Origin of the sequence: Mesorhizobium sp. BR115XR7A, from assembly GCF_020165315.1 — a bacterium.
Lineage (GTDB): Bacteria > Pseudomonadota > Alphaproteobacteria > Rhizobiales > Rhizobiaceae > Mesorhizobium > Mesorhizobium australicum.
The window spans coordinates 463,804-489,356 of record NZ_JAIUHW010000003.1; the positions used below are offsets into that span (position 1 = coordinate 463,804).

The window sequence follows — 25,553 nt, forward strand, 5'->3', positions numbered from 1 at the left end:
TATCGATAGAATGCAACGGAGCCGCCGTTGGCAAATCGAGTATTCTACGCAATAAGTTAACTGACTGTTAACTATGGAGCCTTGGTGTGCAAACTGTCTTTGACGGCCAGAGTCTGATTACTGCTGAAGCAATCGCCGGTGGTCTCCGTCGAGGAAAGCCCGAGCATCATGGCGAAGCGTTCGAAACCGCTCGCGCGGAGCTGGCGCTCATCCTCCACGCCACACAGCAACAGGTCGAGCAGCAAAAATTTCCCGCCGAGATCGTCCGCCGCCTGCTGTCGCTTCTCAACGCGCTGCGCGCCAAGGTCCATCCCGACGTTTGGCAGGCCTTGATACCGGTGGCGCAGAACCACCCGATCCAGAGGTACTTTCTGGAGGATCCGCTGACACATTGGTCCTTCACCAAGCCCAGGGGTTATTCCGGCGACGCGCAGTTGCTCGACTACATCTATTGCGACCCGCATGTTGCCGAGAGCGTCGCAAGCGCCTCGGAGGTCGGCAAGGCGCTTTACAGCCACACCCAGAACGTTCCGTCATGCGTCGCCGCACGCGAGCGCCGCGATCTGCTGACCCGCTATGTCGATGAAACCGCGGCCAGGAACGGGCCCGAAACGGAAGTCCTGGCGATCGCTGCCGGCCATCTGCGCGAGGCGAACCGTTCGGCCGCATTGGCCGAGGGCGGCCTCAAGCGCTGGGTCGCGCTCGACCAGGATCCCCAGAGCGTCGGACTGATCGCGCGCGACTTCCAGGGCACCGCGGTCGAGGCCATCGACGGCTCGGTGCGCACTGTGCTCACCAGAAGCCACAAGCTCGGCAAGTTCGACCTCATCTATGCCTCCGGCCTTTACGACTACCTCCAGCACAATGTCGCCGTGAAACTCACCAAGACCTGCCTGCAGATGCTGAAGCCGAACGGGACCTTCCTGTTCGCCAACTACGCCGAGGGCACTCCTGACGCCGGCTACCGGGAAACGTTCATGGACTGGGTGCTGCTGCTGCGGTCGGAGGTCGACATGTGGAACATCATCAACGCCAGCGTCGACCGCAACGCAGTCGACGCGCAGGTCTACTTCGGCGAGAACCGCAACGTGCTTTACGGCGTCATCCACAAGCGTGGATAATACCCGTCTGGATGCAAACCGGCTGACGTAGGACCTCGAGCGCTTCGACCGCGGTGCTCGAGGGTTCGGTCCTCTTACGCGCACCCCAGGCTCGCTTCGGGAACGGCATGCCCTAGCCGAAAATCCGCTCGCCCTGTTCGTCGACGAGCTGGATGCCTTTCTTGATCGAGATGTCGACGGCGTCGTCCAGCCCGGCGAAACGGTCGGCGCGGATGAATTTGTGCTCCTTCACCACGCCGTCGACTTCCTTGGAGACGACGCCGCAGGTCTGGTACTGGCCATCAGCCTTGTAGGGCGTGGCGCTGATCGTGAAGCCCTTGTGCTCGACCTGCTTGGCCGGTGCGGCACTGCCGGGCTCGGCCGCTTCGCCGCCACCGCCGAAAAGACGCTTCAGAAAAGACATCGCTCAGATCTCCCTGTCGCCGGCGATCGCGGTTCGCGTGCGATTCACGACGTTGTTCCTCCAGCATGCGCGAATGTGCCGCCGCGTTCCAGTCCCCTGATGAAGACGGAGACCAGGAGCTCGATCTGCTGGCCGATCTCATCGGTCTGGCGGCGGTCGGACCTGGCGGCATAGCCGCTGGTGACGATGCCATGTACGCTTGACCAGAGGGTTCGCGCGGCGATCCGGCGCGTGTCCTCGTCGAGATCGAAGCCGCCATCGGCAAGCACGCTGGCGATGATCTCGAACAGCTGGTCGAGCCGCGCCTCGTAGACATCGGGCTCGGTCAGCACCGGACGCCTCCTGTTGAAGGCAAGCAGCGCCGGCCAGCTGCCGGGATGCGCCTCGACGAAGCGAACATAGGCGCCGGCCAGTGCCAAAAGCCGCTGGCGCACGTCGGTGATGCCGCGCCTCGCAAGCTCGGCCATCGCCGCGGCGCCCGCGCCCCCCAGCCGGTCGAGCAGGCGCATGTTGACGGCGCGGTGCACCCCGTCCAGATCGGAAAACAGGTTGTAGACCGAGCCGACCGAGATGCCCGCCTGTTCGGCAATGGTCCTGGCCTTCAGATTGTCCATGCCGCCTTCGTTGAGCAGCGCTTCGGCAATGGCCAGCACCCGCTCGCCCGTCTCTTCCTTGTCGAGTGCCATGCTTTTCCTTCTGAATGAGGCGCCTTGCAAATGACCTGCTGTTTTCGACCCGACGCCGCTTCGTTTACCACATCCAGGGTATCGTGAACAGTGTTCAAAAAGGTCTTGAACGAGGTTCATTCCTGCTGTCGGCTACTGGGCCATGGGCATCCTGCTGCTCACCGGCAGCCTCGTGAACCTGGTCAAGTACCGCACCGACGAGCGCATCTCCGCCGAGACCACCGCCAAGATCGAGAAGGCGCGCAACGAGAAGCTGATCAATGAATATGTCGGCAAGGAATGATGCCGACCTGCCCTGACGAGAAAAGCCCGGATCTCCCCGGGCTTTTATATTGAGCTTTCGCGCTTCAGAAGACGCGCCGCAACATGGGTTCAGCGATGTGTCAGCGCTTCCAGCGCTTCGGCGGCGGCTTCCAGAATGGCGATCGCCTCGGCCTGCTTTTCGGCCGGGGCATCGACGATCTCGCCGAGTGCCGCGCGCAGCCGGTGGCGGATGGCGCGGAATTCGTCGCGCGTTTCGGAGCGCTCGCCACGTCCACCCCGGCCGCCGCGACGATCCTCGCCGTCGTCGTTCCAGCCGAACCAGTCGCGCGCCTTGGCCATCTTGCGGCCGAACCGCTCGAGATGATCGAGCACGCCGTCGATCATCTCGCGATTGTCGGCCAGATGCGCCTGCCCGGCCTCGGTGATCGAGAACACCTTCTTGTTGCCTTCGCTCGACGACACGGCATAGCCGGCCTCTTCCAGGAAGGTCAGCGTCGGGTAGACCACGCCCGGGCTCGGGCTGTAGATGCCGCTGGTGCGCTCTTCCAGCGCCTTGATGATGTCGTAGCCGTGACGCGGCGCCTCGGCCAGCAGCGACAGCGTGATCAGCTTGAGGTCGCCGTCGGCCAGCATGCGCCCGGCGCGAAAGAAGTCCCCCGGGCCGCCGCGACCGCCGCCGCCCCTGCCCCCGAACGGGCCGAAGCCGCCGCCCCCCCTGCCACCGAACTTGCCGGCCATATGCATGAACATGCGCTCGCCGAAATGATGACGGTCGGAATGATTGTGCCCAAAATTGTGCTTGTGCATTGATTGCTCCTTGAGTTCTATCTCACGATATATCTTAATTAGGCACACCCTATCGATGAGTCAAGATATATCTTATGATGTATCTTAGCCAACGGTGGCGTCCACGCGTCAGCGGCAGGAATGGATGGTGTGTGAGTGGGCTACCAGCGGCCCTTGCGCCGATTCCAGCCGTAGAGCAGATCGGCGAAGCGATCGTAGGCAATGCGGGTCGGCGGCAGCATGAGCCGATTGCCGAACAGGCGCGCCAGCCATCCCTCGCCAGGCGTTGTCAGCCAGACCGCGATCGCCACGTCTGCACCGACCAGCAGCCTGCCCTGGGCGTCGGTCGCATGCAACCGGCGGCGGATGTCCTCCAGCGCGATGCCACGCGACGACAGCGCATCTGGCTCCAGGTTGATGTCGCGGAATTCGATCCGACCGGCCTTGACCGCCTCGACCAGCCGCCGCTTCTGCCGACCGATGCCGGCATCGCAGACGGGGCAGCGCGTGTTGTACCAGACGGTCAGCACGGGCCTGGACATGTGTCAGCCGTGATCGTGCCGGTGGTGCAGATCGGGATAATGCGGATGCTTGTGGCGCAGCGGCGCATGCCGGTGCAAGTGCGAATGCGGCTCCGTCACCGGCCCGTCATGATGATGCTTGTGGTGCTCGTCATGCACATGGCTGTGCTCATGCTCCAGCGCCTCGTGCTCATGCTCGTGATCGTGGCGTTCCGATAGATGCAACCAGAGCCCGACGCCCATCAGCAACCCGGCAAGCGCCAGCTTCAGCGTCACGGCATCGCCGAGCATGACGATGGCCAGCAAGGCACCGATGAACGGCGCCAGCGAATAATAGGCTCCGGTGCGCGCCGTTCCGAGATGGCGCAACGCAAGGATGAACATCACCAGGCTGACGCCGATGCCGAAGAAACCGACAGCCGCCGCCGAGGCGACAATCGGCGCGGCGGGAAGCGAGGCGCCGCCGATCAATGCCAGGCCGACATTGACGGTACCGGCCACGAGCCCCTTCAGCATGGCGATCACCACCGGGTCTGTGGCCGATATCCGGCGCGTGAAATTGTTGTCGAGTCCCCATGCCAGGCACGCCCCCGCGACCAGCAACGCGCCAAGGTTGAAAGTGACGCCATTACCTTGCCACGAAAGCAAAACAGCGCCAGTGAGAATGGCAAAGGCACCGAAAAGCAGGTGCCGGTCGACATTTTCGCGATAGACGAGCCAGGCGATCGCCATCGTTGCCAGCCCTTCGAGGTTGAGCAGCAATGCAGAACTGGATGCCGTGTTGAGGATGAGGCCGAACATCAGCAGGACCGGTCCAACAATGCCGCCCATGCCGATGGCCAGTGCAAGCCATGGAATATCCTCGGCGGCCAGTCGCGCCTCGCCGGCATTGGCTTGCCGGTCGCGCAACAGGCGATAGAGGGCAAGGCCAAGGCCCGCGCCGAGATATAGCAGGCCCGCAAGCATGAACGGATTGACGCTGTCGAGCAGCAGCTTGGACAGGGGCGGCGTCGCGCCGAACAAGACGGCAGAGCCGAGGGCAAGCGGTACGCCGGGCCAAAGATGCGAATGGGAATGGGTCATGGCTCACCCTATCATGGTGGCGCGCCATGTCATCGACCACACCGCCAGGCACGGCTTGCGAGATCGCCCAACGGAAGTCTGCGCCTCAATTCCGATGCATGATGGCCCGACGCATCTGTTGTCGCGAAACAGCGCCCACTCTTCACAGAGGCGCCCGTTGGGCAGGTGGCAAAACCCGTTGCCGGCCTTGTCCTCCTTGATTGTCAGGCGTCCGTCAATCGCCGCGCAATGGACCGATGCGGGATTGGCCGTGCCGACCTGTTTGCGCAAGGCGGATACTATCATCCAAGCGACGAGATGATCTCGCGGTAAGCGAGCTCCGGGAAAGCCTTCATCGTCTGCGACCTGATATTGCCGCCCGCGGCCAGCATCAGCGCGAAACGCGCCAGCACCGCATCGTCGGGCGCCTCGACCACCGCCACCATATCGAATTCGCCCATGGTCAGGTAGAACGACTTGAACGATCCTCCCATCTCGCCCAGTTGCTTCCTGGCGGCGTCGAGGCGCTTGGGCGAGTCGCGCACGTTCTTAGCGCCGTGCTCGGTCCAGTTCATCAGCATGATGTAGGTCGTCATGGTAGGCCTCTCTCCGGGGCCACGGAGCACGGCACTCAGGCCATGGGCTTGTCGACACGGCCTCGGCCGGGGCTGGCTTCCGGGGGTTGTCGCCCGAAAATGCATCCGACGCCGGAGTATCCTCCCGCTGCCGACGTCCTGCAAGCGCTACCGCGCGGGAACCCAATGCCGAGTGAGCGCGACCTCCCGCCAGCCGACACAACAAAGGCGCTGGCAGGCATCAACCGCAAATCAGCCGGCGGCGTTCAGGTAAAGCCGGTTTAAAAACCCGCCGGATTGCGGCAATCTCCGTCGTGGTCCCCAGGCCGGCAATACCCCATCCGGGGCCAATCCAGCCGCAGGAGAGCTTCATGCGCGAGACATCAGAGCTGCCGCCGGAACAGATCGAAATTCCCGCCGCCTGGATCGGCGAGGACATGGCGAATCCTGAAAAATGGCTGGTCGACCTGGAGCCAGAGGACGTCGCGGAGTTGGAAGCTGCCGCAACCGGCTTTCTCGCCGGCTCGCACGATATCGGCAGTCTGACCAAGGCTGATTTCCCCTTGCCCCGGCTTGCCGGCCACCTTGCCGCGCTTCGCGAAAAACTGATTGCCGGAATTGGCTTCGAGGTGCTGCGCGGTCTCCCGGTCGAGAGATATTCCACCGAAATGGCGGCAACGATCTTCCGCGGGGTTGGCGCCCATCTGGGAAGCGCTCGGTCCCAGAATGCCCAGGGCCACATACTCGGCCATGTCCGCGACATCGGCGCCGACGCCAAGGACCCCAGGACACGCATCTACCAGACGTCGGAACGCCAGACATTTCACACCGATTCCGCCGATGTCGTCGGCCTGCTCTGCCTGCGCGATGCCATGCAGGGCGGCGAGTCCCTGCTGGTGAGCACGGTGACGATCTACAACGAGATGCGCAAGAGACGGCCCGATCTGGTCCGCCTGCTGTTCGATCCGATTGCCACCGACCGGCGTGGCGAGATCCCGGAAGGCGAAAAGCCCTACTTCGAAATCCCGGTGCTCAACTGGCATGCCGGACTGCTGACCGGCATCTATCAGCGTCAGTACATCGACAGCGCGCAGCGCTTCCCCGATGCCATGCGCCTCACTCCAGCCCATGTCGAGGCGCTGGATCTTTTCGACAGCCTTGCCAATGATGTCAGGCTGAACCTGTCGATGCGGCTCCGGCCTGGCGACATGCAGTTCGTCTACAATCATTCGCTGCTTCACGACCGCATGGGCTTTCGCGATTGGCCGGATCCCGACAAGCGGCGCCATATGCTGCGCCTGTGGCTGTCGGTCCCCGGCGACCGTCCGCTGCCGGACTGCTTCCGGCAGCGCTATGGCTCGATAGAGATCGGCAACCGGGGCGGCATCACCGTCAAGGGCGCGCGGCTGAACGTGCCGTTGCTTTGACGCCCGAAACGAAAAAGGGCGCCGATCGGCGCCCTTAACTGTTCGCGACAAAAATGAACTCAGCTATCGAGGAAGCTGCGCAGCTTGCGCGAGCGGCTCGGGTGCTTGAGCTTGCGCAGCGCCTTGGCTTCGATCTGGCGGATACGCTCGCGGGTGACCGAGAACTGCTGGCCGACCTCTTCCAGCGTGTGGTCGGTGTTCATGCCGATGCCGAAGCGCATGCGCAACACGCGCTCCTCGCGCGGGGTGAGCGAAGCCAGAACGCGCGTGGTGGTCTCGCGCAGATTGGCCTGGATCGCCGCGTCGATCGGCAGGATCGCCATCTTGTCCTCGATGAAATCGCCCAGATGCGAATCCTCCTCGTCGCCCACAGGCGTTTCGAGCGAGATCGGCTCCTTGGCGATCTTCAAGACCTTGCGCACTTTTTCGAGCGGCATGGCGAGCTTCTCGGCCAGTTCCTCCGGCGTCGGCTCGCGGCCGATCTCGTGCAACATCTGGCGCGAGGTGCGCACGATCTTGTTGATCGTCTCGATCATGTGCACCGGAATGCGGATGGTGCGCGCCTGGTCGGCGATCGAACGCGTGATCGCCTGCCTGATCCACCATGTCGCGTAGGTCGAGAACTTGTAGCCGCGGCGGTACTCGAATTTGTCGACGGCCTTCATCAGGCCGATATTGCCTTCCTGGATCAGGTCGAGGAACTGCAGGCCACGATTGGTGTATTTCTTGGCGATGGAGATGACGAGGCGCAGATTGGCCTCGACCATTTCCTTCTTGGCGATCGCGGCTTCGCGCTCGCCCTTCTGCACCTGGTTGACGATCTTTCGGAATTCCAGGATCGAGATCGCCGTTTCCGTGGCCAGATTCTGGATCTCGGCGCGCAAATCCTTGATCGCGTCCTTCTCGTTCTTGGTGAATTCCTTCCAGCCGCGCGAGGTCAGGTTGGCGATCGAACGCGTCCAGTTGGGGTCGAGTTCCGAGCCCTGATATTCCTTCAGGAATTCCTCGCGGCGCACGCCATAGCTTTCGGCCAGGCGCAACAGCTTGCCCTCGTTCTGCACCAGCCGCTTGTTGATGTCGTAGAGCTGCTCGACCAGCGCCTCGATGCGCGCCGTGTTGAGCGACAGCGACTTCACCGCCTTGATCAGCTGGTCCTTCAGCTCCTTCAGCCGGCGGTCCTGGCTGGGCGACAGCGTGCCGGCGGCGGCCAGACGGTTCTCGACCTGCTGGTCCTGCAGCTTCCTGAGCTTCTTGTAGGTGTCGGCGATGACGTCGAGCGTCTCCATCACCTGCGGGCGGAGTTCCGCTTCCATCGCCGCCAGCGACAGGCTCGCCTCGTCCTCGTCTTCCTCGTCGTCATCGCCGATGCCGCGCGTGTCGGCGCCGACATTGGTGATGTCGTCTTCGTCGTCGCGTCCGCGACGCGACTTTTCCTCGACCTTGGGTGCTTCCTCGACGCGTTCGACCACCGGCGCCTGCTTGGCTTCGGGGCCGGCATAGGTGGCTTCGAGGTCGATGATCTCGCGCAGCAGGATCTTGGATTCGTTGAGCTCGTCGCGCCAGATGATGATGGCCTGGAAGGTCAGCGGGCTTTCGCACAGGCCCGCAATCATCGTCTCGCGCCCGGCCTCGATGCGCTTGGCGATGGCGATTTCGCCTTCGCGCGACAGAAGCTCGACCGAGCCCATCTCGCGCAAATACATGCGCACCGGATCGTCGGTGCGGTCGGTCGGCTCTTTCTTGGTGGTGGTGGCGGCGACCGCGGTGCCGGTCTGCTCGGCCAGCTCGTTGGCGTCTTCCTCGGCATCGGCGGCGGTGTCGCCGGCCTCGGCCTCTTCGCCCTGTTCGTCATCCTCGACGACGTTGATGCCCATGTCGGACAGCATCGCCATCGTGTCCTCGATCTGCTCGGAGGTCACTTCCTCGGAAGGCAGCACCGAATTCAGCTCGTCCATGGTGACATAGCCGCGCTTCTTGGCGGCCTTGATCATCTTCTTGACAGCATCATCGGAAAGGTCGAGCAGAGGCCCATCGGTGGCGCCTTCGCGTTCGGTCTCGACCTCTTCCTTTTCCTTTGTCGCCATAGTCTTTATCTTCTCCTAGCGGCCGGCCATCGGGGCCGCGTAAGCTGTCGGACCAGTCAAATCGGATACGCCCGTTTTTCTAAACGCGCCTTACCCGGCCCACAAACTGCATCCACTCTTTTGTTTGGTGCATGCCGTTGCCCCAAAACCGGGTTTCACTCTTGGGCGGCATACATTAAGTCCAGATTAACCCTGATATCTGTGGCAGGCGGGCCGCCTGTCCAGTGACCAAGTACCTTGCATCGCTTGTTTCCCGTCGACGCGGGTGCGGGTTAACGTTTCGAATCGTCCTGATTCCGTCATTCTGTCCGAAGGTCAAGCGCCTCTGGCATGATTCGCATGAAAAAAGCGAATCAATTACCCGACTTAGCGCACCGCGCCCCCAAGGGGAGCGCGGCCGCGCCTTCATTCCTGCACTCAGCTGCACTTAGGCTCGCCCAGCCCTGCCCGACGAAACGCCAAATCCTTCGATCAGCGCTTCCGTCGCTTGTACATCCTGAAACTGCGCCTGAATTTCGATCAGATGGCGGAAATTTTCGTCCGAAGGGTCCGCCTCCAGCGCCGCTTCCGCCTGTTTCAGTTCCTTATGTAAGGTGCGCGCGCTGCGCTGCAAGTGCAACGCCTGGTTCAGGGCGTCGCGGGCATCCTCGAGCGCCGCCGTCTCCAGCGCCGGCCATTGCCGCGCCCGCTTGATCAGGCCGACGGCGCGCTCCCAGATCTCGGCGCAGCCGGCGCGCTCGATCGTCGCCACCACGGCGTGGCGGTCGTTGGCCATGTCATGCGCCATCGCGTCGAGGATGGCGGCATGCAGCCGGGTCAGATCGGAATTGGCGAGATCGAGGAACTCGACATGAGCGAAGTTCTCGTCGATCAGCGCCGGATGGTTGATCAAGGCGACGATGATCGTCGCCTCGCGCACCGACATCCCTTCGCTGCCGCGCTTGACCAGCGCCGACTGGCCGAGGCTTTCGGTGATCGCCATGCGGCCGCCGCCAGGCTTGGCGAATTGGCCACCGGGTGCGGCTGCCTTGCCCTGCCCCGGTTTCCAGTCCTGGCGGCCTTGGCGCGCATTGCGCTGGGAGCCGAAGAAGCTCTGCACCCGTTCGCGCATTTCCTGCTGGTAGTGGTAGCGCGTGCTTTCGTCGCGGATGCGGCTGCTGAGTTCCCGCAGCGTCTGTCCCAATTCCGCCCGCCGCTCCGGCGTGTCGAAGACGCCGCCCGCCGTCTCCCGCATCCAAAGGAGGTCGACCAGCGGCCGCGCATCGGCCAGCACGGCGCGGAAGGCATCCGGCCCCTCGGCCTTGACCAGGTCGTCGGGATCCTTGCCTTCCGGCAGCAGCGCGAAGCGCGCCGAGCGTCCGGCCTGTACCGACGGAAGCGCCATGTCGGCGGCCCGCCACGCCGCCTTCAGCCCGGCCTTGTCGCCGTCGAAGCACAGCATCGGCTCCGGCGCCATGCGCCACAACAATTCGAGCTGGTTTTCGGTAAGCGCGGTACCGAGCGGCGCCACGACATTCTCGAAGCCGGCCTGCGCCAGCGCGATCACGTCCATGTAGCCCTCGACGGCGATGACCGTACCGCCTTTCGCCAATGCCTTGCGGGCGCGGGCGAAATTGTAGAGCACATTGCCCTTGTGGAAGAGCTCGGTGTCGGGCGAGTTCATGTATTTGGCGAGCGCATCGGGCGCCAGCGCGCGACCGCCGAAGGCGATGATCTTGCCGCGCGAATCCGGGATCGGGAACATGATGCGGTCGCGGAACCAGTCATACGAGACCGGAATATCGTCGCCATGGCGCACCAGCCCGCAGGCTTCGATATCGGCCTTTGGCACGCCCTTGGCCGCCAGATGTTCCTTCAGCGCATTGCGGCTGTCGGGCGCGAAGCCGAGCCGGAACGACTGCTGCGTCGCCGGCGTCAGCCCACGGTCGCGCAGATAGGCGCGGGCTTTGGCGCCTTCAGGCCCTTGCAGGCGTTCCTGGAAGAAGACGGTCGCCATTTCCATAACGTCGGTCAGGCTGGCGCGTTCCTTCTCGCGCCGCTCTTCCTGCGCATCGCGAACCGGCATCGGCACGCCGGCCATGTCGGCGATCTTCTCGACGGCCTCGGGAAAGCTCAATCCCTCGAGTTCGGTGAGGAACTTGAAATGGTCGCCCGAGACCGAGCAGCCGAAACAGTGGTAACGCCCCTTCCTGTCCTCGCAGTGGAAAGACGGGCTCTTTTCGCCATGAAACGGGCAGCACGCCCAATAATCGCCACGCGAGGCATTGGTCTTCTTGCGATCCCACGCGACGCGCTGGCCGATAACCGATGAAATCGGCACGCGGTCGCGGATCTCGTCGAGAAAGGCGGGCGGAAAGCGCATTGAGGGAACTCGTTTCCCCACCATATAATCATGCCCGCGATTTCAGACGACCCCTAATGCGGACGATGCCCGGTTTCCACAGGCCAGAAAGAAAGGCGGCCATTGCGGACCGCCTTTCTTTTTCAGTCCGGCACCAGTCGGAACTTACTGCGCGGCAAGCGCGCCGAAGATGACGCCGGAGAGGATGCCGACCAGCACATAGTCGTTGCCGACGCGGATCCACTCCTGGCCGCGGCCGGGACGGTGCAGGCCATAGCGGCCATAGTCGCGGATCGGCCGGTGCTGCCTCCAGCCGGAATATTTCTGGCCATTGCGCCAGTTGTTCCGCTTCACCACGACCTTCTTCTTGAAGACACGCTTTTTCATATCCCGGTGGTCGCCGGGCCTCTGCCAGTCGACCTTCGTGTAGTTCGACTGCGGCGCGACCGGAGCATTCATCGGCGCTGCCTGGCCGGTGAGTGAGGTGGCGGCCAGCATCGAGAAAGCCAGAGCGGAAAGCACAATGCGTTTCATGGGAAGTCTCCTTGGTTGTCGATGCCAGAGGAATAGCGGCCAAGGGATGAACCGAAACTGAACGCCAGCATTACAATTGTGTAATGAATCTCGCTGTTTAGTCCGAATATTTGAACATAAGCGCAAGGAGCGGCGCCAACACCCTCGCAGGTCCGGCCGACCCACGGCTCAAGCCCGTGCAACCATTTGGGGGCCCGTCCATTTTCCGACACCGGCCGTCGCCTCGCGGCGAGCCCTTGAAATCGACAAATTTTTATTATCCGGCTAAAATATTCCGACTATATTCCAAGGCTGCCATGACCATGATTCGTACCCTCGCTTTAACCACCGGTCGCCATGCTGCCCGCCGCGCGCGCCATGCCGCCGTGCAGGCGCCGCGATGAGCGGCTCGGTCGTCCTTCTGCACCTGGCCGGCGCGGTGGCGCTGATGCTGTTTGCCACCCGCATGGTCAAGACCGGCGTCGAACGGGCCTATGGCGACGTGCTGCGTCATCGCCTGCGCGCCACCATGCGCAATCCGATCATGGCGGTGCTGGCCGGCACCGGCCTTGCGATCGCGCTGCAAAGCTCCACCGCCGTCACCTTGCTGGTCGGCTCCTTCGCCGGTTCAGGCATCGTCTCGGGCGCCGCCGGTCAGTTGGCCGTGCGTGGCGCCGAGATCGGCTCGGCTCTGGTGGTCAAGCTTCTGACCTTCGACCTCACGCTGTTGGTGCCGCTCTGCCTGATTGCCGGCACGGTGATGTTCATGGCCACGGAGCGGCGCGACTGGCGCCAGACCGGCCGCATCCTGGTCGGCATCGGCCTCCTGATCCTGTCCCTCGAAATGATCGGCCAGGCGTCCGAGCCGCTGCGCAACAGCCAGCTGCTGCCGGTCATCCTCAATTACTTCTCCACCGATTCCATCACCGCCTACCTGCTGGCGGCAATGATCACCTGGCTGTTCCAGTCGAGCATCGCGGCGGTGCTGTTGATGGCGACGCTGGCCGGCCGTGGGCTGATCAGCCCTGAACTCGGCCTTGTCCTCATCCTCGGCGTCAATCTCGGTTCGTCGCTGATCGCGCCGATGCTGACACGCTCGGCCAGTCCCGAAGTGCGCGTCGTGCCGGTCGGCAACCTTTTGATGCGCGGCCTGGGTTCGCTGGTCATGCTGATCCTGTTCATGATCTTCCGGCCGCATGTTGCCTTCCTCGGCCCGACGGCGGCCGATCAGATCGTCAACGCCCATATCCTGTTCAACGTGGTCATCCTGCTCGCCGGCCTGCCGCTGGCCGGTCTGGTCTACCGAGCCTCCGAAAGGATCGTGGCGCTCGGCGCCAAACCGGCGCCGGCCGCTGCGCTCGACGTCGTCGAACTGTCGGCGCTCAACGAAAGCGCGATCGATGTGCCGAGCCAGGCCCTGGCCAACGCCACACGCGAGGTGGTGCGTGTCTGCGAGACGGTCGAGATCATGCTCAAGCGCATCATCGAACTCTACGAGGACGCCGACTCGGACAAGATCAAGGCGCTGGCGGCCCTCGACGACCGTGTCGACCGCAGGCACGCGGCCATAAAGCTCTACCTCGCCAAGGTCACCAGGAATCCGATGACCGAAGACGAGGCGCTGCGCTGCCAGGAGCTGATCGGCGCCTGCGTCAAGCTCGAGCAGGTCGGCGACATCATCGTGCGCAACATGCTGGTGCATGTGAAGAAGAAATTCGACCGCGGGCTGGAATTCACCGACGAAGGCTGGAGCGAATTGTGCGCCTTCCATGGCTCGGTGTTGGCCAATGCCCGGCTCGCCTTCAACGTCCTGGTCTCGCGCGATCCCGAAACCGCGCGCCAGCTCGTGCTGGAAAAGGACCGGCTGCGCGACCGCGAGAAGGAAACCAGCGCCAGCCATTTTATGCGCCTGCGCGAAGGCACCGCCAAAAGCGTCGAAACCAGCTCGATCCACCTCGACACCATCCGCGACCTGAAGCAGATCAACTCGCTGCTGGCCTCGATGGCCTACCCGGTTCTGGAAGAGCGCGGCCTGCTCACGGGATCGCGGCTGAAGGCGAGCTGACTGGCGGAAGCTTCCTGCAATCGCACCGATTTGGAACACGCTTCCATCATTCGGGAAAGAGCGCCAAATTTAGCCTTTGCTTATCCAGCCATCCGTCGGCTAAGCATCCGTTTCCACCGGAAGGAAATCGATGGATACCCATTCGCGCAGTTTCGCCAAGGCGCTTTCCTGGCGCGTGACCGGCACCATCGATACGATGATCATCTCGCTGGTGGTGACCGGAAGCATCAAGCTTGCGGCCGCCATCGGGATGACGGAGGTCTTCACCAAGTCGCTGCTCTATTATTTTCATGAGCGGGCATGGCTGAAGATTCCTTACGGACGCAAATCCGTGACTTGAAGGGCTTGCGATCGATCGGTCCCGTCAAGAAAACCTAAACCGGCGACAAAAATTTCTGGATTGCCTGCCAAGGCCATCCATGGTTTGAGCCCTGCATTCGGGGGTTCCTTTTCATGTCGCTGCCGCTCATCGCCCTGTTCATCGCCGCCTTCGCTTTCGGCACCACCGAATTCGTCATCGCCGGCGTGCTGCCGCAGGTGGCGCAGGGGCTAGGCGTTTCGGTTCCTTCCGCCGGCTACCTCGTCTCCGGCTATGCCTGCGGCATCGCCATCGGCGGGCCGCTGCTGGCGCTTGCCACCAAGAGCCTATCGCGCAAGACCTTGCTGCTTGGCCTCGCCGTCGTCTTCACCCTCGGTCAGGCGGCCTGCGCGCTGGCACCCGACTTCACCTCGATGCTGTTGCTGCGCATTGCCGTGGCTGTCGCGCATGGCGCCTATTTCGGCGTCGCCATGGTGGTCGCCGTCGGCCTTGTGCGCGAGGATCAGCGCGGCATGGCGGTCGCCGTCATCCTGTCGGGTCTCACCGTCTCCAACGTCATCGGCGTGCCGGCCGGCACCGCCATCGGCAACATCTGGGGATGGCGCGCGACCTTCTGGGTGATGTGCGCGCTGGGCGTGGCGGCAACGCTCGCCATGGCCGCCTTGCTGCCGCGTACCACCGGATATCAGGCCAGGTCGGCGAGCCTTGCCAGCGAGGTCCGCGTCCTGGCGCGCCAGCAGGTCTGGACTTCGCTGATCCTGATGCTGATGCTGATGCTCGGCCAGTTCTGCCTGTTCACCTACATCACCCCGACGCTGCTGGAGGTCACCGGGCTCGATGAAAACCTGGTGCCCTGGGTGCTGCTGCTCAACGGCGTCGGCGCCACGCTTGGCGTCTTCCTGGGCGGCAAACTGTCCGACTGGAAACTGATGCCGTCGCTGATAGCCATGCTTGCCCTGCAGGCGGTGACGCTGGCCATCATCTATGCCGTCAGCCCCTATCCCGTGCCGATGGTCGTCGCGATCATCGTCTGGGGCGGCCTCAACTTCGCCATTGGCACGCCGATCCAGACCCGCATCCTGGCCTGGACGGCCGACGCCTCCAACCTCGCCGCCTCGCTCATCCCGTCCGGCTTCAATATCGGCATCGCGCTGGCCGCATCGCTGGGTGCCGCCATGCTCAATGCCGGCTACGGCTATCGCAGCCTGTCGCTTGTTGGCGCCTTTGCGATGCTCGTCGCCGTCATTGTGGCTGTCATCTCCCATCTCTGGGAACGGCGCAGCGATATCGGCCCGCCAGTACCGGCGGCCGCCGAATAACATGGCAAGGACCGTCGCCGATTTCGGCCTGACCTGCGGCACCTTGCCGGCGGGCAGGCAAAACGCAATCACCGATGTGCCTGGCGTGCGCGTCGGTCACCGCACGCTGCGCGACGGCGACATCAACACCGGCGTGACCGCGATCCTGCCGCATGGCGGAAACCTGTTCCGCAGCAAGGTGACGGCGGCAAGCCATGTCATCAATGGCTTCGGCAAGACCGTCGGGCTGATGCAGGTCAAGGAACTCGGCGCCATCGAGACGCCTATTCTCTTGACCAACACGCTTTCGGTCGGCACCTGCGCCACGGCGCTGATCCGTGACGCCATCCGCCAGAACCCCGATATCGGCCGCACCACCGGAACGGTCAATCCGGTGGTCGGTGAATGCAATGACGGTCCCTTGAACGACATCCAGGCCATGGCGATATCAGAGCAGCATGCCCTTGCCGCGCTGGCGGATGCCCGAGAAGGCGCGTTCGAACAGGGCAATGTCGGCGCCGGAACGGGAATGAGCTGCTTCGGCTTCAAGGGCGGCGTCGGCTCGGCCTCCAGGAAAATCGCGCTCGCCGGCGGACATCATCTTGGCGTTCTCGTCCTGTCGAATTTCGGCAGGGCCGGCGACCTCGTCCTGCCCGATGGGCGCCGGCCCGACCCCAGGCGGCAGGCCGAGGCCGAACGCGGCTCGATCATGATCGTTCTGGCGACCGATGTGCCGCTCGAACACCGCCAGCTCGAGCGCCTGGCGCGCCGTGCGGGCGCCGGCATCGCCAGGCTCGGCTCCTTCTGGGGCAATGGCAGCGGGGACATCGCCATCGCCTTCAGCACCGGCAACCCGGTCGACCACGATGAAAACCGAGATCTGGTGCCGCTGCTCGCGCTCAACGAAGCACGCATCGACATTCTCTTCCGGGCGGCGGCGGAGGCGACGCAAGAGGCGGTGCTGAACTCCATGCTGTCCGCCGAGGCATTCACCGGCAGGGCCGGCACGCATCGCGCATCGCTCGCCGACTGGCTGCGCGACCTGCCCGAAAGGCGATAGATAGGCGCAGAAAACGCCATCAGATGGCCTCCGGCGTGGAGTTTCCAAACGGTCTCTTACAAATCGATCCGAAACCGCAGGCTCTGCACCCCGCCATAGGCGGCATCCTCGAAGAAGCGCTCGACGAGTTTGCCGCCATTGGCCAGAATCACCTTGTGCGAGGCCGGATTGCCCGGCTTGGCGGTGATCTCGATATGGGGAAGGCCTACCGCCCTCGCCTCGTCCAGCATCAGCCGCAACGCTTCGGTGGCGTAGCCGCGCTGCCGCTTCCAGGGCACGACGGCGTAGCCGATATGACCAAGCACGTGCGAAGGCAGTTCCGCCGTGCCCTTCTGCCAGCGAAAGCCGATCGAGCCCGCCGCCTCGCCGTCCCAGATCCAGCGGCGGAAGCCCGGCAGGCGTGGCACCCGTGTCCCGTCGGGCAAGGCGATGGGCGGCCCCTTGGCTTCGGGATCGTCGAGGCTGGCCAGGAACGCCACCGGGTCTTCCTCTATTGCCGCAAGCTGCTCGCGCGTCGCTTCCAGGAGCCGCACATTGTCCGGCGACCAGCCGCGTTCGAGCGCCGCCTTGTAGCTCGGCAGATGTTCAAGCGCCGGTTTGACGATCTCGACCATGATCGATGCCTCCTGAAAAACGCTGCAGGCATAGCCTTGGACAGCAGGGGGCTCAAGCCGCCTGGAAGTGTATCTCTCCCTTGTTCAGGAAGCAGGTCTTGCTGAACAGCGACAGGTCGAGCGGATTGGGCAGCCTGATATCGTCGATATCGGGGACTGGTTTTTTCGACAGTTCGTACGAACGGTCGACCTGCGCGATGAAGACCAGGATAAGTCCCCTGTCGCGCGCGAATGATCGCAGCCTGCGTATCTGGATCGTCAGATCCGGATTTTCCCGCTTCTGGTCGAGCAATTGCAGGTAGTCGATCACCACCAGCGTGCCGGCCCCGGCCGAGGCCAGCCGCGCCACCATGTAGTCGGCCGAGATGGCATCGGAACTGTCGAATTCGAACCGACCCTCGAATTGCCGTGGCTCGACCCCGATCGCGCGGAAGCGGTCGAGAATGTCCGCCTGCGTATATTCCAACGTGAAGAACACGCTGCGCCGGCCGCGCCTCATGGCTTCGACCGCCAGTTCCAGGCTCATCAGCGTCTTGCCCTGGCCCGGCCGCGCGCCGACCAGCAAGAGGTCGCCGGGCGCCAGTTGTGCAAACAATCTGCCTGCGGGCCCAGTTTCCGCGGCCTTCGCCGCAAGCAGGCTCCAGCTCGCGAAACCTTCTTGTGCCGCAATACGGTCGAGCGCCTGGTGGAGCGGTATTTTCACCTCGCGGGACAACAGCCTGGCTTACGCTTCAGATGATAGACGGGCCAAAACAGCCTCATCGCAAAACCTCCTGGTGCGAGCAGTTTTTGCAACCCCTCCTTATGCCTGGTGCTCGAACAGTCGGTCCGGTGATTGGATGGCCCCGCATGAACGATGCTTTCCCGGCGGAGGGAGGAGGCGTGGGCCACGCCAGAATCAGATCATAGCCCAATCGCGCCGGCTCGAAAATCGGGCGTTCGTAGATATGGAGGCTCCCGCCGCAAGCCTTGACCCAGCATGTCCGTTTATGGATGGTTGCGCGTCGGCCTGGTCTTTTCGCGCCTACTTGCCGGTGCGCTAAACAAGATGTGTTTCGCCTGGCGGCGCGCCGCGTTTTATGATCGCCTCGGGTGATTCCGCGGGGATCACAAACGGCTTCGACAGGAGAATGGGTCCGGTGCGGTTGAGATCTGTCCCGTTGGGTGTCGTTACGTTCCTCGGTCTCCTCGTCGTCGTCATGGCCTTGATGGCATCGGCCCGGTCCTTTGCCGCGCCATCGGCCATTCCGGCCTGGCTGCAGGCCCATGTCGGAGATGGCGATGGCCAGATTTCACAAGTGGTGCTGGAGCGGGCGCGCGCGCTTTACCTGAAAAAAGTCGCCCAGGGCGTCGTCCGGAACCCCTGCTACTTCGCCATGGACGCCACCCGTCCCGGCGATTTGGGCAATGGCGTGCTCGGGCGCCGCTACTATGTCGTATGCGAGGCCAGCCAGTCGTTTCGCGCGATTTCGTCGGGTCACGGCGGCGGCCGCAACCTGAAAGGCACGGTGGATTTCTCCAATGGCAGGCGCTGCGCCAGGAATTTCGGCAATGCCATGGATTCGGAACTGACCGCCGGCGGTCCCTACATGACCCGCGAGGCGAAAACCTCGTTCAAGGGCTATTATCGCATCGGCGCCAAACAGGACGTGGCCTTCCAGCGCACTTTCATCCAGTTCGACGGCGAAGGCGAAGCCGCCAACGCAAGGCAGCGCGTGATCGGCGGCCACGCGGCGCAGGTGCTGCGCGGCATGTGCCTGCGCAAGAGCCCGAGCAGTTCCTATGCCGACCATGACGGCTTCGTGCCGTTCGGCAGGCTGGTGGACTATGCCGGCGGCCGCAGCAATGGCTGCACCAGCTGGTTGCCGGCCGATGCCAGGCAGCTCATCTCGATGGTGAAGGACAACCCCACCACGCTCTATATCTATCCGGAATCGCGCGACATCGCCGCCGTGGCAAACGGCCATTCCGCTTCCGGCACCTACTGGAACGCATCCTGCCTGAAGGAGATCGGTACGCCGAAATTCTGGCCGCGAAAAACCCTTGAGCCGGTCATTGCCCAGTACAAGAAGGACCATCCGGCGGCGCCGCCGCAGCCACTGCCGATGTGCAAGGAGCCGTGAGATGGACCCACGGCACCCTGCTCCGGCTCAGTGCAGGAAATCGAGCACGGCCTGCATGAACTCGGTGGGGTATTCCACGTTCGACAGGTGAACCGCGGGCAGCACGACAAGCTTGGCCCCGGGCACGGCTGCCGCGATCAGTTCGCTGTGGCTGGCCGCCGTCACCGTGTCATGCTGGCCGGCGATTACCAATGTCGGCCGGTTGATCAGGGCCACCGTGCGGCGAAGGTCGGCGTCGCGAACCGCGGCGAACAGACCCGCCAGGCCCAGACGGTCGATCTCAAGCAACATGGCGCGGAATTTCTCGATGACGGGCTCGTTGGCCGCCACCATGCCGGCCGGGAACCAGTTGTTGAGGAACACTTCGGCGGTTTCCGACATGTCCGGCGCCTGTCGCACGACGGCGATCCGCTCGTCGAAATAACTTGCCGGCGAGAGGTGAGATGAAGTGTTGCTCAGGATCAGCCGGTCGATCCGCTCGGGCGCGTGGATGCCGAGCCACTGCCCAACGAAACCGCCCAGCGACAGGCCGAGGAAATGCACCCGGCCAAGGCCGAGCGCATCGATGAGTTCGATCACGTCGCGGCCAAGCCGGTCGAGCGAATAGGCGCCGATCGGCACGCTCGATCCGCCATGGCCGCGAAAATCGTAGCGCAGAACGCGGAAATGCCTGGACAGTTCGCCGATCTGGCCATCCCACATGTGCAGCGTCGTGGCGATGGAGTTGGACAGCACCAGCACCGGTTGCCCAGCGTCACCGTCGAGCTGGTAGGCAATGCGCGTGCCGTCACCGACAGTCACGAAATTCAGCTCACTCATGATTAAAATCCTTTTGGAACGTTGAATGAGGCAAAGCGTAGCTGTGGCTGGGATTTGGTGATATTACAAAGATAGGACAATCTCTGTAATCAAAGCTGACATGGCCGAATTCACCTTGCACGACCTCCAGTGCTTCGACGCGGTGGTCCGCTGCGGCGGCTTTCAGCCGGCCGCGGCCCTGCTCCATCGCTCGCACCCGGCGGTGTTCGCCGCCGTCGCCAGGCTCGAACGACAGCTCGACCTCGTCCTCCTGGATCGCGGCGGCTATCGCGTGCGGGCGACGGAAGCGGGGCTGTCGTTCCATCGACGGGCGCAATCGCTGCTGCGCGAACTGGAAGGCCTGAGCGTCCACGCCGCCCAGCTCTCGATGGGCGAGGAAAGCGATATCAACGTCGTGATCGGCGACCTCTGCCCGCGCCCGCACGTACTGGGCATGCTCGGACGGTTCTTCGCCCAGTGCCCCGGCACGCGGCTGCATCTCCATTTCGAAGCCGTCGGCGGCCCGTGGGAACGCCTTTTTGACGACAAAGCCGATCTCATCCTGCACTGGATCGACAAGGGCGACGTACGGGTGGAATGGATCGATCTCAGCAAGGTGTCGTTCATTCCCGTCGTGGCGCCAGGCTTTCTGCCGGAGCACGTCAACCAACCGGTCTCACTGGAGAAGATGCAGGCATTCACCCAGTGCGTGATGCGCGACACCGCCCTGCATTCGCCACGACAGGACTATTTCGTGGCCGAGGGCGCGCCACGATGCCTGGTCCCCGACCAGGCCATGAAGAAGGAACTCATCCTGCAAGGGCTCGGCTGGGGCCACCTGCCTCACTTCCTGATCGCGGAAGAGCTGCGCGACGGCCAGCTATTATCCATAGCCGGCAGTCATCTGCCGGGCCGCACCGACGAATTGGTGGTGGCGCGCCGCCGCGACCGGCCGCACGGCCCGATCGCCAATCGCTTGTGGGACCATATCCAGCGGGAAGCACCGGCATTGCGCCGCGCATTGGAGCCTCGGGTCTAACAGCGCAGCTTGGCGTCGAGTGGCCGTGTTGGAAGACGACGATGCGAGGGTAAAAAGCGCTACTGCAGCAGCCCCTTGACGATGCCGCTCGCCTTGCCGAAATCCATCTGGCCGGCATATTTCTGCTTCAGCACCGCGATCACCTTGCCCATGTCCTTCTGGCTGGCCGCACCGGTCGCCGCTATCGCCTCGCGCGCCGCCGCCGTGACCGCCGCATCGTCAAGCTGCGTCGGCAGGAAGCCGCGGATGATCTCCATCTCGCCGCGTTCCTGCGCGGCCAGTTCCGGGCGCTTGCCGTCCTCGAATGCCTTGGCCGATTCGTCGCGCTGCTTCACCATCTTGGCCAGGATCTGCAAGATTTCCTCGTCGCTGGCGGGTTCCTTGCCGGCACCGCGATTGGCGATGTCGCGGTCGTGGATGGCGGCCTGGATCAGCCGCAATGTCGGCAGCCGGTGCTTGTCCTGCGCCTTCATCGCGGTCTTCAGGGATTCGGCGATTTTCGCGCGCATTGCTCTCTCTCCTTCGGTCGGCGCGGAAAATAGCGCCGGGGGCAGGCCAACGCAAACTCTGATATGCCCGGGCAAGCCTATGATATTCCTCAATGAAATAAATTGCGGCCCTCTTTCGCATGATCATTGACCGCCCTGTCCCCTTCCCCTATGTACTGGGCCTTGCATGAACTGAAGCTTGGGTGCGTGGAGGCCGCGAATTCGCCGCTTCGCGCCGTTTGCCGCGCCAACGCCCGCCGGGCTATGGAAGCGCGCGGCTTGATAGGAGTGCCGCCATGGCCGAGATGACGCCCGCCTGGGCCACTGAAAAGCCGACCGCCCTTCTGGTGCTGGCCGACGGCACCGTCATCGAGGGTCGCGGCCTCGGCGCCACCGGCTCGGCGGTCGCCGAGGTCTGCTTCAACACGGCACTTACCGGCTACCAGGAAATCCTCACCGACCCGTCCTATGCCGGCCAGATCGTCACCTTCACCTTCCCGCATATCGGCAATATCGGCACCAATGGCGAGGACATCGAAGACCTCAATCCAGCCGCTCGTGCCGGCGCCGTCGGTGCCGTGTTCAAGGCCGATGTCACCAACCCGTCCAATTACCGCGCCGCCGGCCATCTCGACCAGTGGCTGAAGAAGCGCGGCATCGTCGCGCTCTCGGGCATCGACACCCGCGCGCTCACCGCGCTGATCCGCGAAAAGGGCATGCCCAATGCCGTCATCGCGCACGCGCCCGACGGCGTCTTCGACCTCGACGACCTGAAGCGGCGTGCCGCCGCTTGGTCGGGCCTGATCGGGCTTGATCTCGCCAAGGAGGTCACGTCGGGCCAGTCTTCTGTCTGGCGCGAGACGCCTTGGGCGTGGAACGAAGGCTTTGGCGAACAGGCCGACCCTTCGCTGCACGTCGTCGCCATCGACTACGGCGTCAAGCGCAACATATTGCGGCTGCTCGCCGGTCTGGGCGCCAAGGTGACGGTGGTTCCGGCCAGCACCGGTTCGGAAGAAATCCTCGCCATGCGGCCCGACGGCATTTTCCTCTCCAACGGCCCCGGCGACCCGGAAGCCACCGGCGACTATGCCGTGCCGGTCATCCAGGACCTGCTCAAGACCGACATTCCGGTGTTCGGCATTTGCCTCGGCCACCAGATGCTGGCGTTGGCGCTGGGCGGCAAGACCGCCAAGATGCACCAGGGCCATCACGGCGCCAACCATCCGGTCAAGGATCACACCACCGGCAAGGTCGAAATCGTTTCGATGAACCACGGCTTTGCCGTCGATGCCGACTCGCTGCCCGCGGGTGTCGAGGAAACCCATGTCTCGCTGTTCGACGGCTCGAATTGCGGCATCGCGTTGACCGGCCGCCCGGTATTCTCGGTCCAGCACCACCCCGAGGCCTCCCCCGGCCCGCAGGACTCGCACTACCTGTTCCGCCGCTTCGTCAACCTCATCCGCGAAAAGCGCGGCGAGGAATTGCTGGCGGAAAGGGCCTGAGACGCGTCGCGCCACCCCTCACTTGCCTCCCGCTCATAGCTGGGCTCCATCTTCCACGACATCGTTCGTGACAGTCATGACCGTCGCCGGCCTAGTCACCTTGGTGACGAAGACGATGACCGCCAGCACCAGGAAGCATGCACCGACCAGATAGGGCGCGCCGCCGAAGGTGACGGGCGCGCTGGGGCCGGTGAACCAGGAAAAGATCGCGGTATAGAGCAGCGGCGTGACGATCGAGGTGATCGAGAAGATCGAGGTCATCGCGCCTTGCAATTCGCCTTGTGCCGAAGGGGGAACCTTGGCGGCGGCGAGGCTCCTCAGCGGCGGATCGGCCAACGCTTCCAGGCAGCCGACGACGATCACCGCGTAGACCATCCAGCCTTGCGAGGCGAAGGCATAGCCGAAGGCGCTGGCCGCGGTGAACGTCAGGCCGATGACCGCCGTCCTCCACTCGCCGAGCCTGGGGATGACGCGCGGCAGCACCGTGGCCATGATGATGGCGCCGCACAGGCCGAAAGCGCCGAGCGAGAAGCCGATCTGCTGCTCGCTCCAGCCGTAGCGGTAGTTGGAGACGAACGACCACACCGCCGGATACATCATGTGGCCGAGCGTCATCAGGAAGAAGACCAGCCCAATCCAGCCGATGCCCTGATATTGGCGCATCTGCAGAAGCGTGCCGACCGGGTTGGCACGTTTCCACTCGAAGCGGCGGCGGTGCTTTTCATCGAGCGTTTCGGGCAGGAAGAACATTGCGATGAGGAAGTTCACGAAGGCGAGCCCGGCGGCGAAAAAGAACGGCACGCGCGGCCCGAATGTACCGAGCAAACCGCCAAGCACCGGCCCGATGACGAAGCCGACGCCGAAGGCAATGCCGAGCAGGCCGAAATTCTTCGCCCGGTTCTCGTCGTTCGAAATATCGGCGATGAAGGCCGACGTCGTCGAATAGCTGGCGCCCGAAATGCCGGCCAGGACGCGACCGATGAAAAGCATCGGATAGGACCAGGCGATGGCGCAGATCAAATTGTCGATGGAGAAGGTCAACACCGAGGCGAGCAGGATCGGCCGCCGCCCGAATCGGTCGCTCAGGCCGCCCATGATGGGCGCGAAGAAGAACTGCATGGCCGCATAGACGAAGAACAGCCAGCCGCCCTCGATCGCCGCTTCGCTGATGCCGACGCCGGTCAATTCCCTGAGAAAGGCCGGCAGCACCGGCATGATCATGCCGAAGCCGATGATATCGAGCAGCAGCGTGGTGAAAACCAGCGCAAGGCCCCGCTTGGCGGTTTTGGGATCGATCATGATGGGTCAAGCTCCTCTGGCCGCCTGGGGGCGCGGGCGGACGCACCTTATAGGCGAGCCCGCGGAAAGGAACAGTGCGGGAACAGGCAGGAAGCTTTGATCCTGACACTCCCTGACGGCGCGTTGGCCGCCAGGTCCATGTCCGAAAACGGCTGCTTAGAGCGGGCCGCTCATCGTGTTGCAGTCCGAAAGCTTGCCGCTCTTGTATCCGCGTGTCAGCCAGGTCTGCCGCTGCTGCGAGGTGCCGTGGTTGAAGCTTTCCGGCACGACATAGCCCTGCATCTTCTTCTGCAGCGTATCGTCGCCAATCTGCTTGGCCGCGTTCAGCGCGCTTTCGAAGTCGCCCTGCTCCAATATGCCCTTCTGCCCGGTGTAATGCGCCCACACGCCGGCGAAGCAGTCGGCCTGCAACTCGATGCGCACCGACAGCTGGTTGGCATCGGCTTCGCTCATGCCTTGCCGCATCTGGTTGAACTTCCCCATGATGCCGGTGAGGTTCTGCACGTGGTGGCCGACCTCATGCGCGATGACATAGGCGCGGGCGAACTCGCCGGAAGCGCCGAACTGCTGGTCGAGCTGCTGGAAGAAGGTCATGTCGAGATAGACCTTGTGGTCGCCCGGACAATAGAACGGTCCCGCCGCCGCCGAGGCAAAGCCGCAGGCGGAGCGGACCTGGCCGGAAAACAGCACCAGCTTCGGGTCCTCATAGGTCAGGCCTTGCGACTTGAAGATGCCGGTCCAGGTGTCTTCCGTCTCGGCGAGCACGGTCGCCACGAACTGCTTCATCTCGTCATTGGCTGGCGTTGCGGCGCTGTCCTGGCCGCCGCTGTTGTCCGATATCTGGCCACCGCCGCCTGGCAGCAGGCCACCGTCGCCACCGCCCAGGATCGTTGAGGGATCAAAGCCGAAATACCATCCTGCCAGCACCACCAGGATGACGAGGAATATGCTACCGCCGCCACCGGCGCGGCCACCGATCGGAATGCGGAACTGGCCGCCACCACCACCGATCCCGCCGCCGCCGCCATCGCTGCGGTCGTCCTCGATATTGTCACTCTGACGACGGCCTCTCCAGAGCATGGCAACTCCTCGTGCTGCAAACTTCCCCATTGCTCCGGCAGGGCCGGCTCAATCCAACAAACAAGTATCGCAATGGTTGCTCCAA

The 25,553-nt window shown here is 63.6% G+C and carries 25 protein-coding genes and 1 pseudogene; 10 read left to right on the forward strand and 16 right to left on the reverse strand.

All coding sequences use genetic code 11. The features are described from left to right. Positions 1–86 precede the first annotated feature (86 nt). Positions 87–1,121 carry a class I SAM-dependent methyltransferase gene (locus tag LB557_RS09240; protein WP_140617801.1) on the forward strand — a complete coding sequence of 345 codons (1,035 nt, stop codon included), beginning with the start codon at positions 87–89 and terminating at the stop codon, positions 1,119–1,121. Between the two features lie 112 nt (positions 1,122–1,233). On the opposite strand, the gene LB557_RS09245 is transcribed toward LB557_RS09240, so the two are convergent. After that, on the reverse strand, positions 1,234–1,524 hold the full coding sequence (locus LB557_RS09245; protein WP_140617800.1) for an HlyU family transcriptional regulator: 291 nt from the start codon (positions 1,522–1,524) through the stop codon (positions 1,234–1,236). Between the two features lie 44 nt (positions 1,525–1,568). Continuing rightward, positions 1,569–2,210 (reverse strand): TetR/AcrR family transcriptional regulator, encoded by a 642-nt coding sequence (locus tag LB557_RS09250; protein WP_140617799.1) that lies wholly within the window; start codon positions 2,208–2,210, stop codon positions 1,569–1,571. A 142-nt stretch (positions 2,211–2,352) separates the two neighbouring features. Between LB557_RS09250 and LB557_RS09255 the strand changes: the two genes are divergently transcribed. Further along, positions 2,353–2,493, forward strand: coding sequence for a hypothetical protein (locus LB557_RS09255; RefSeq protein WP_224588124.1), 141 nt, complete (start codon positions 2,353–2,355; stop codon positions 2,491–2,493). 89 nt (positions 2,494–2,582) lie between these two features. Here the strand turns inward: LB557_RS09255 and LB557_RS09260 are convergent, their stop codons facing one another. The 5 genes from LB557_RS09260 to LB557_RS09280 all read right to left on the reverse strand — a co-directional run bounded on the left by LB557_RS09260 (position 2,583) and on the right by LB557_RS09280 (position 5,439). After that, a complete protein-coding gene (locus tag LB557_RS09260; protein WP_224713053.1) occupies positions 2,583–3,281 on the reverse strand; it encodes a PadR family transcriptional regulator in 699 nt (232 codons plus the stop codon). Positions 3,282–3,421: 140 nt separating this feature from the next. Then, positions 3,422–3,802: a thiol-disulfide oxidoreductase DCC family protein gene (locus LB557_RS09265; RefSeq protein ID WP_015316221.1), complete on the reverse strand. Its 381-nt coding sequence runs from the start codon at positions 3,800–3,802 to the stop codon at positions 3,422–3,424. 3 nt (positions 3,803–3,805) lie between these two features. Further along, positions 3,806–4,864 carry a DMT family transporter gene (locus LB557_RS09270; RefSeq protein ID WP_224643847.1) on the reverse strand — a complete coding sequence of 353 codons (1,059 nt, stop codon included), beginning with the start codon at positions 4,862–4,864 and terminating at the stop codon, positions 3,806–3,808. Between the two features lie 3 nt (positions 4,865–4,867). After that, entirely contained in the window at positions 4,868–5,149 is a 282-nt protein-coding gene (locus LB557_RS09275) for a DUF333 domain-containing protein (protein WP_224643846.1), read from the reverse strand. Further along, a complete protein-coding gene (locus tag LB557_RS09280; protein ID WP_015316219.1) occupies positions 5,146–5,439 on the reverse strand; it encodes a GYD domain-containing protein in 294 nt (97 codons plus the stop codon). Before LB557_RS09280 ends, LB557_RS09275 begins: the two co-directional genes overlap by 4 nt. 350 nt (positions 5,440–5,789) lie before the next feature. Here LB557_RS09280 and LB557_RS09285 point away from each other — a divergent pair, with 350 nt between their 5' ends. Then, on the forward strand, positions 5,790–6,845 hold the full coding sequence (locus LB557_RS09285; RefSeq protein WP_224643845.1) for a TauD/TfdA family dioxygenase: 1,056 nt from the start codon (positions 5,790–5,792) through the stop codon (positions 6,843–6,845). Between the two features lie 59 nt (positions 6,846–6,904). Here LB557_RS09285 and rpoD read toward each other — a convergent pair whose 3' ends face one another. The 3 genes from rpoD to LB557_RS09300 all read right to left on the reverse strand — a co-directional run bounded on the left by rpoD (position 6,905) and on the right by LB557_RS09300 (position 11,804). Then, on the reverse strand, positions 6,905–8,929 hold the full coding sequence (rpoD, locus tag LB557_RS09290; RefSeq protein WP_140713786.1) for an RNA polymerase sigma factor RpoD: 2,025 nt from the start codon (positions 8,927–8,929) through the stop codon (positions 6,905–6,907). A gap of 427 nt (positions 8,930–9,356) precedes the next feature. Then, complete coding sequence (dnaG, locus tag LB557_RS09295; protein ID WP_224643844.1) at positions 9,357–11,291, reverse strand: DNA primase; 1,935 nt, start codon at positions 11,289–11,291, stop codon at positions 9,357–9,359. 144 nt (positions 11,292–11,435) lie between these two features. Beyond that, positions 11,436–11,804, reverse strand: a complete 369-nt coding sequence (locus LB557_RS09300; RefSeq protein WP_015316215.1) for an RcnB family protein — start codon at positions 11,802–11,804, stop codon at positions 11,436–11,438. A gap of 379 nt (positions 11,805–12,183) precedes the next feature. Between LB557_RS09300 and LB557_RS09305 the strand changes: the two genes are divergently transcribed. The 4 genes from LB557_RS09305 (at position 12,184) to LB557_RS09320 (ending at position 16,525) form a co-directional block, all read left to right on the forward strand. Beyond that, positions 12,184–13,848: a Na/Pi cotransporter family protein gene (locus LB557_RS09305; RefSeq protein ID WP_140665049.1), complete on the forward strand. Its 1,665-nt coding sequence runs from the start codon at positions 12,184–12,186 to the stop codon at positions 13,846–13,848. 130 nt (positions 13,849–13,978) lie between these two features. Beyond that, positions 13,979–14,188, forward strand: coding sequence for a DUF2061 domain-containing protein (locus LB557_RS09310; protein ID WP_224643843.1), 210 nt, complete (start codon positions 13,979–13,981; stop codon positions 14,186–14,188). 113 nt (positions 14,189–14,301) lie between these two features. Continuing rightward, the gene (locus LB557_RS09315; protein WP_224643842.1) at positions 14,302–15,486 is read left to right on the forward strand and encodes an MFS transporter; all 1,185 of its coding nucleotides are present in this window, start codon (positions 14,302–14,304) and stop codon (positions 15,484–15,486) included. Between the two features lies 1 nt (position 15,487). Then, positions 15,488–16,525, forward strand: coding sequence for a P1 family peptidase (locus LB557_RS09320; protein WP_224713054.1), 1,038 nt, complete (start codon positions 15,488–15,490; stop codon positions 16,523–16,525). Positions 16,526–16,581: 56 nt separating this feature from the next. Here LB557_RS09320 and LB557_RS09325 read toward each other — a convergent pair whose 3' ends face one another. Further along, positions 16,582–17,139: a GNAT family N-acetyltransferase gene (locus LB557_RS09325; protein WP_140665040.1), complete on the reverse strand. Its 558-nt coding sequence runs from the start codon at positions 17,137–17,139 to the stop codon at positions 16,582–16,584. A 52-nt stretch (positions 17,140–17,191) separates the two neighbouring features. Then, positions 17,192–17,901 (reverse strand): annotated as a pseudogene (locus LB557_RS09330) (DNA helicase). Positions 17,902–18,278: 377 nt separating this feature from the next. Between LB557_RS09330 and LB557_RS09335 the strand changes: the two are divergent. Further along, positions 18,279–19,262 carry a hypothetical protein gene (locus tag LB557_RS09335; protein ID WP_140823269.1) on the forward strand — a complete coding sequence of 328 codons (984 nt, stop codon included), beginning with the start codon at positions 18,279–18,281 and terminating at the stop codon, positions 19,260–19,262. A 27-nt stretch (positions 19,263–19,289) separates the two neighbouring features. Here LB557_RS09335 and LB557_RS09340 read toward each other — a convergent pair whose 3' ends face one another. Next, positions 19,290–20,081 (reverse strand): alpha/beta fold hydrolase, encoded by a 792-nt coding sequence (locus LB557_RS09340; RefSeq protein ID WP_140713770.1) that lies wholly within the window; start codon positions 20,079–20,081, stop codon positions 19,290–19,292. Positions 20,082–20,181: 100 nt separating this feature from the next. Between LB557_RS09340 and LB557_RS09345 the strand changes: the two genes are divergently transcribed. Then, positions 20,182–21,099 carry a LysR family transcriptional regulator gene (locus LB557_RS09345; protein WP_224643840.1) on the forward strand — a complete coding sequence of 306 codons (918 nt, stop codon included), beginning with the start codon at positions 20,182–20,184 and terminating at the stop codon, positions 21,097–21,099. Positions 21,100–21,158: 59 nt separating this feature from the next. Here the strand turns inward: LB557_RS09345 and LB557_RS09350 are convergent, their stop codons facing one another. Continuing rightward, complete coding sequence (locus tag LB557_RS09350; RefSeq protein WP_224643839.1) at positions 21,159–21,608, reverse strand: GatB/YqeY domain-containing protein; 450 nt, start codon at positions 21,606–21,608, stop codon at positions 21,159–21,161. Between the two features lie 275 nt (positions 21,609–21,883). Between LB557_RS09350 and carA the strand changes: the two genes are divergently transcribed. Further along, the gene (gene carA / locus LB557_RS09355; protein WP_224643838.1) at positions 21,884–23,089 is read left to right on the forward strand and encodes a glutamine-hydrolyzing carbamoyl-phosphate synthase small subunit; all 1,206 of its coding nucleotides are present in this window, start codon (positions 21,884–21,886) and stop codon (positions 23,087–23,089) included. Between the two features lie 33 nt (positions 23,090–23,122). On the opposite strand, the gene LB557_RS09360 is transcribed toward carA, so the two are convergent. Next, complete coding sequence (locus tag LB557_RS09360) at positions 23,123–24,388, reverse strand: TCR/Tet family MFS transporter (RefSeq protein ID WP_224643837.1); 1,266 nt, start codon at positions 24,386–24,388, stop codon at positions 23,123–23,125. A 156-nt stretch (positions 24,389–24,544) separates the two neighbouring features. Next, positions 24,545–25,468 carry a neutral zinc metallopeptidase gene (locus LB557_RS09365; protein ID WP_140721869.1) on the reverse strand — a complete coding sequence of 308 codons (924 nt, stop codon included), beginning with the start codon at positions 25,466–25,468 and terminating at the stop codon, positions 24,545–24,547. Positions 25,469–25,553: the final 85 nt, after the last annotated feature.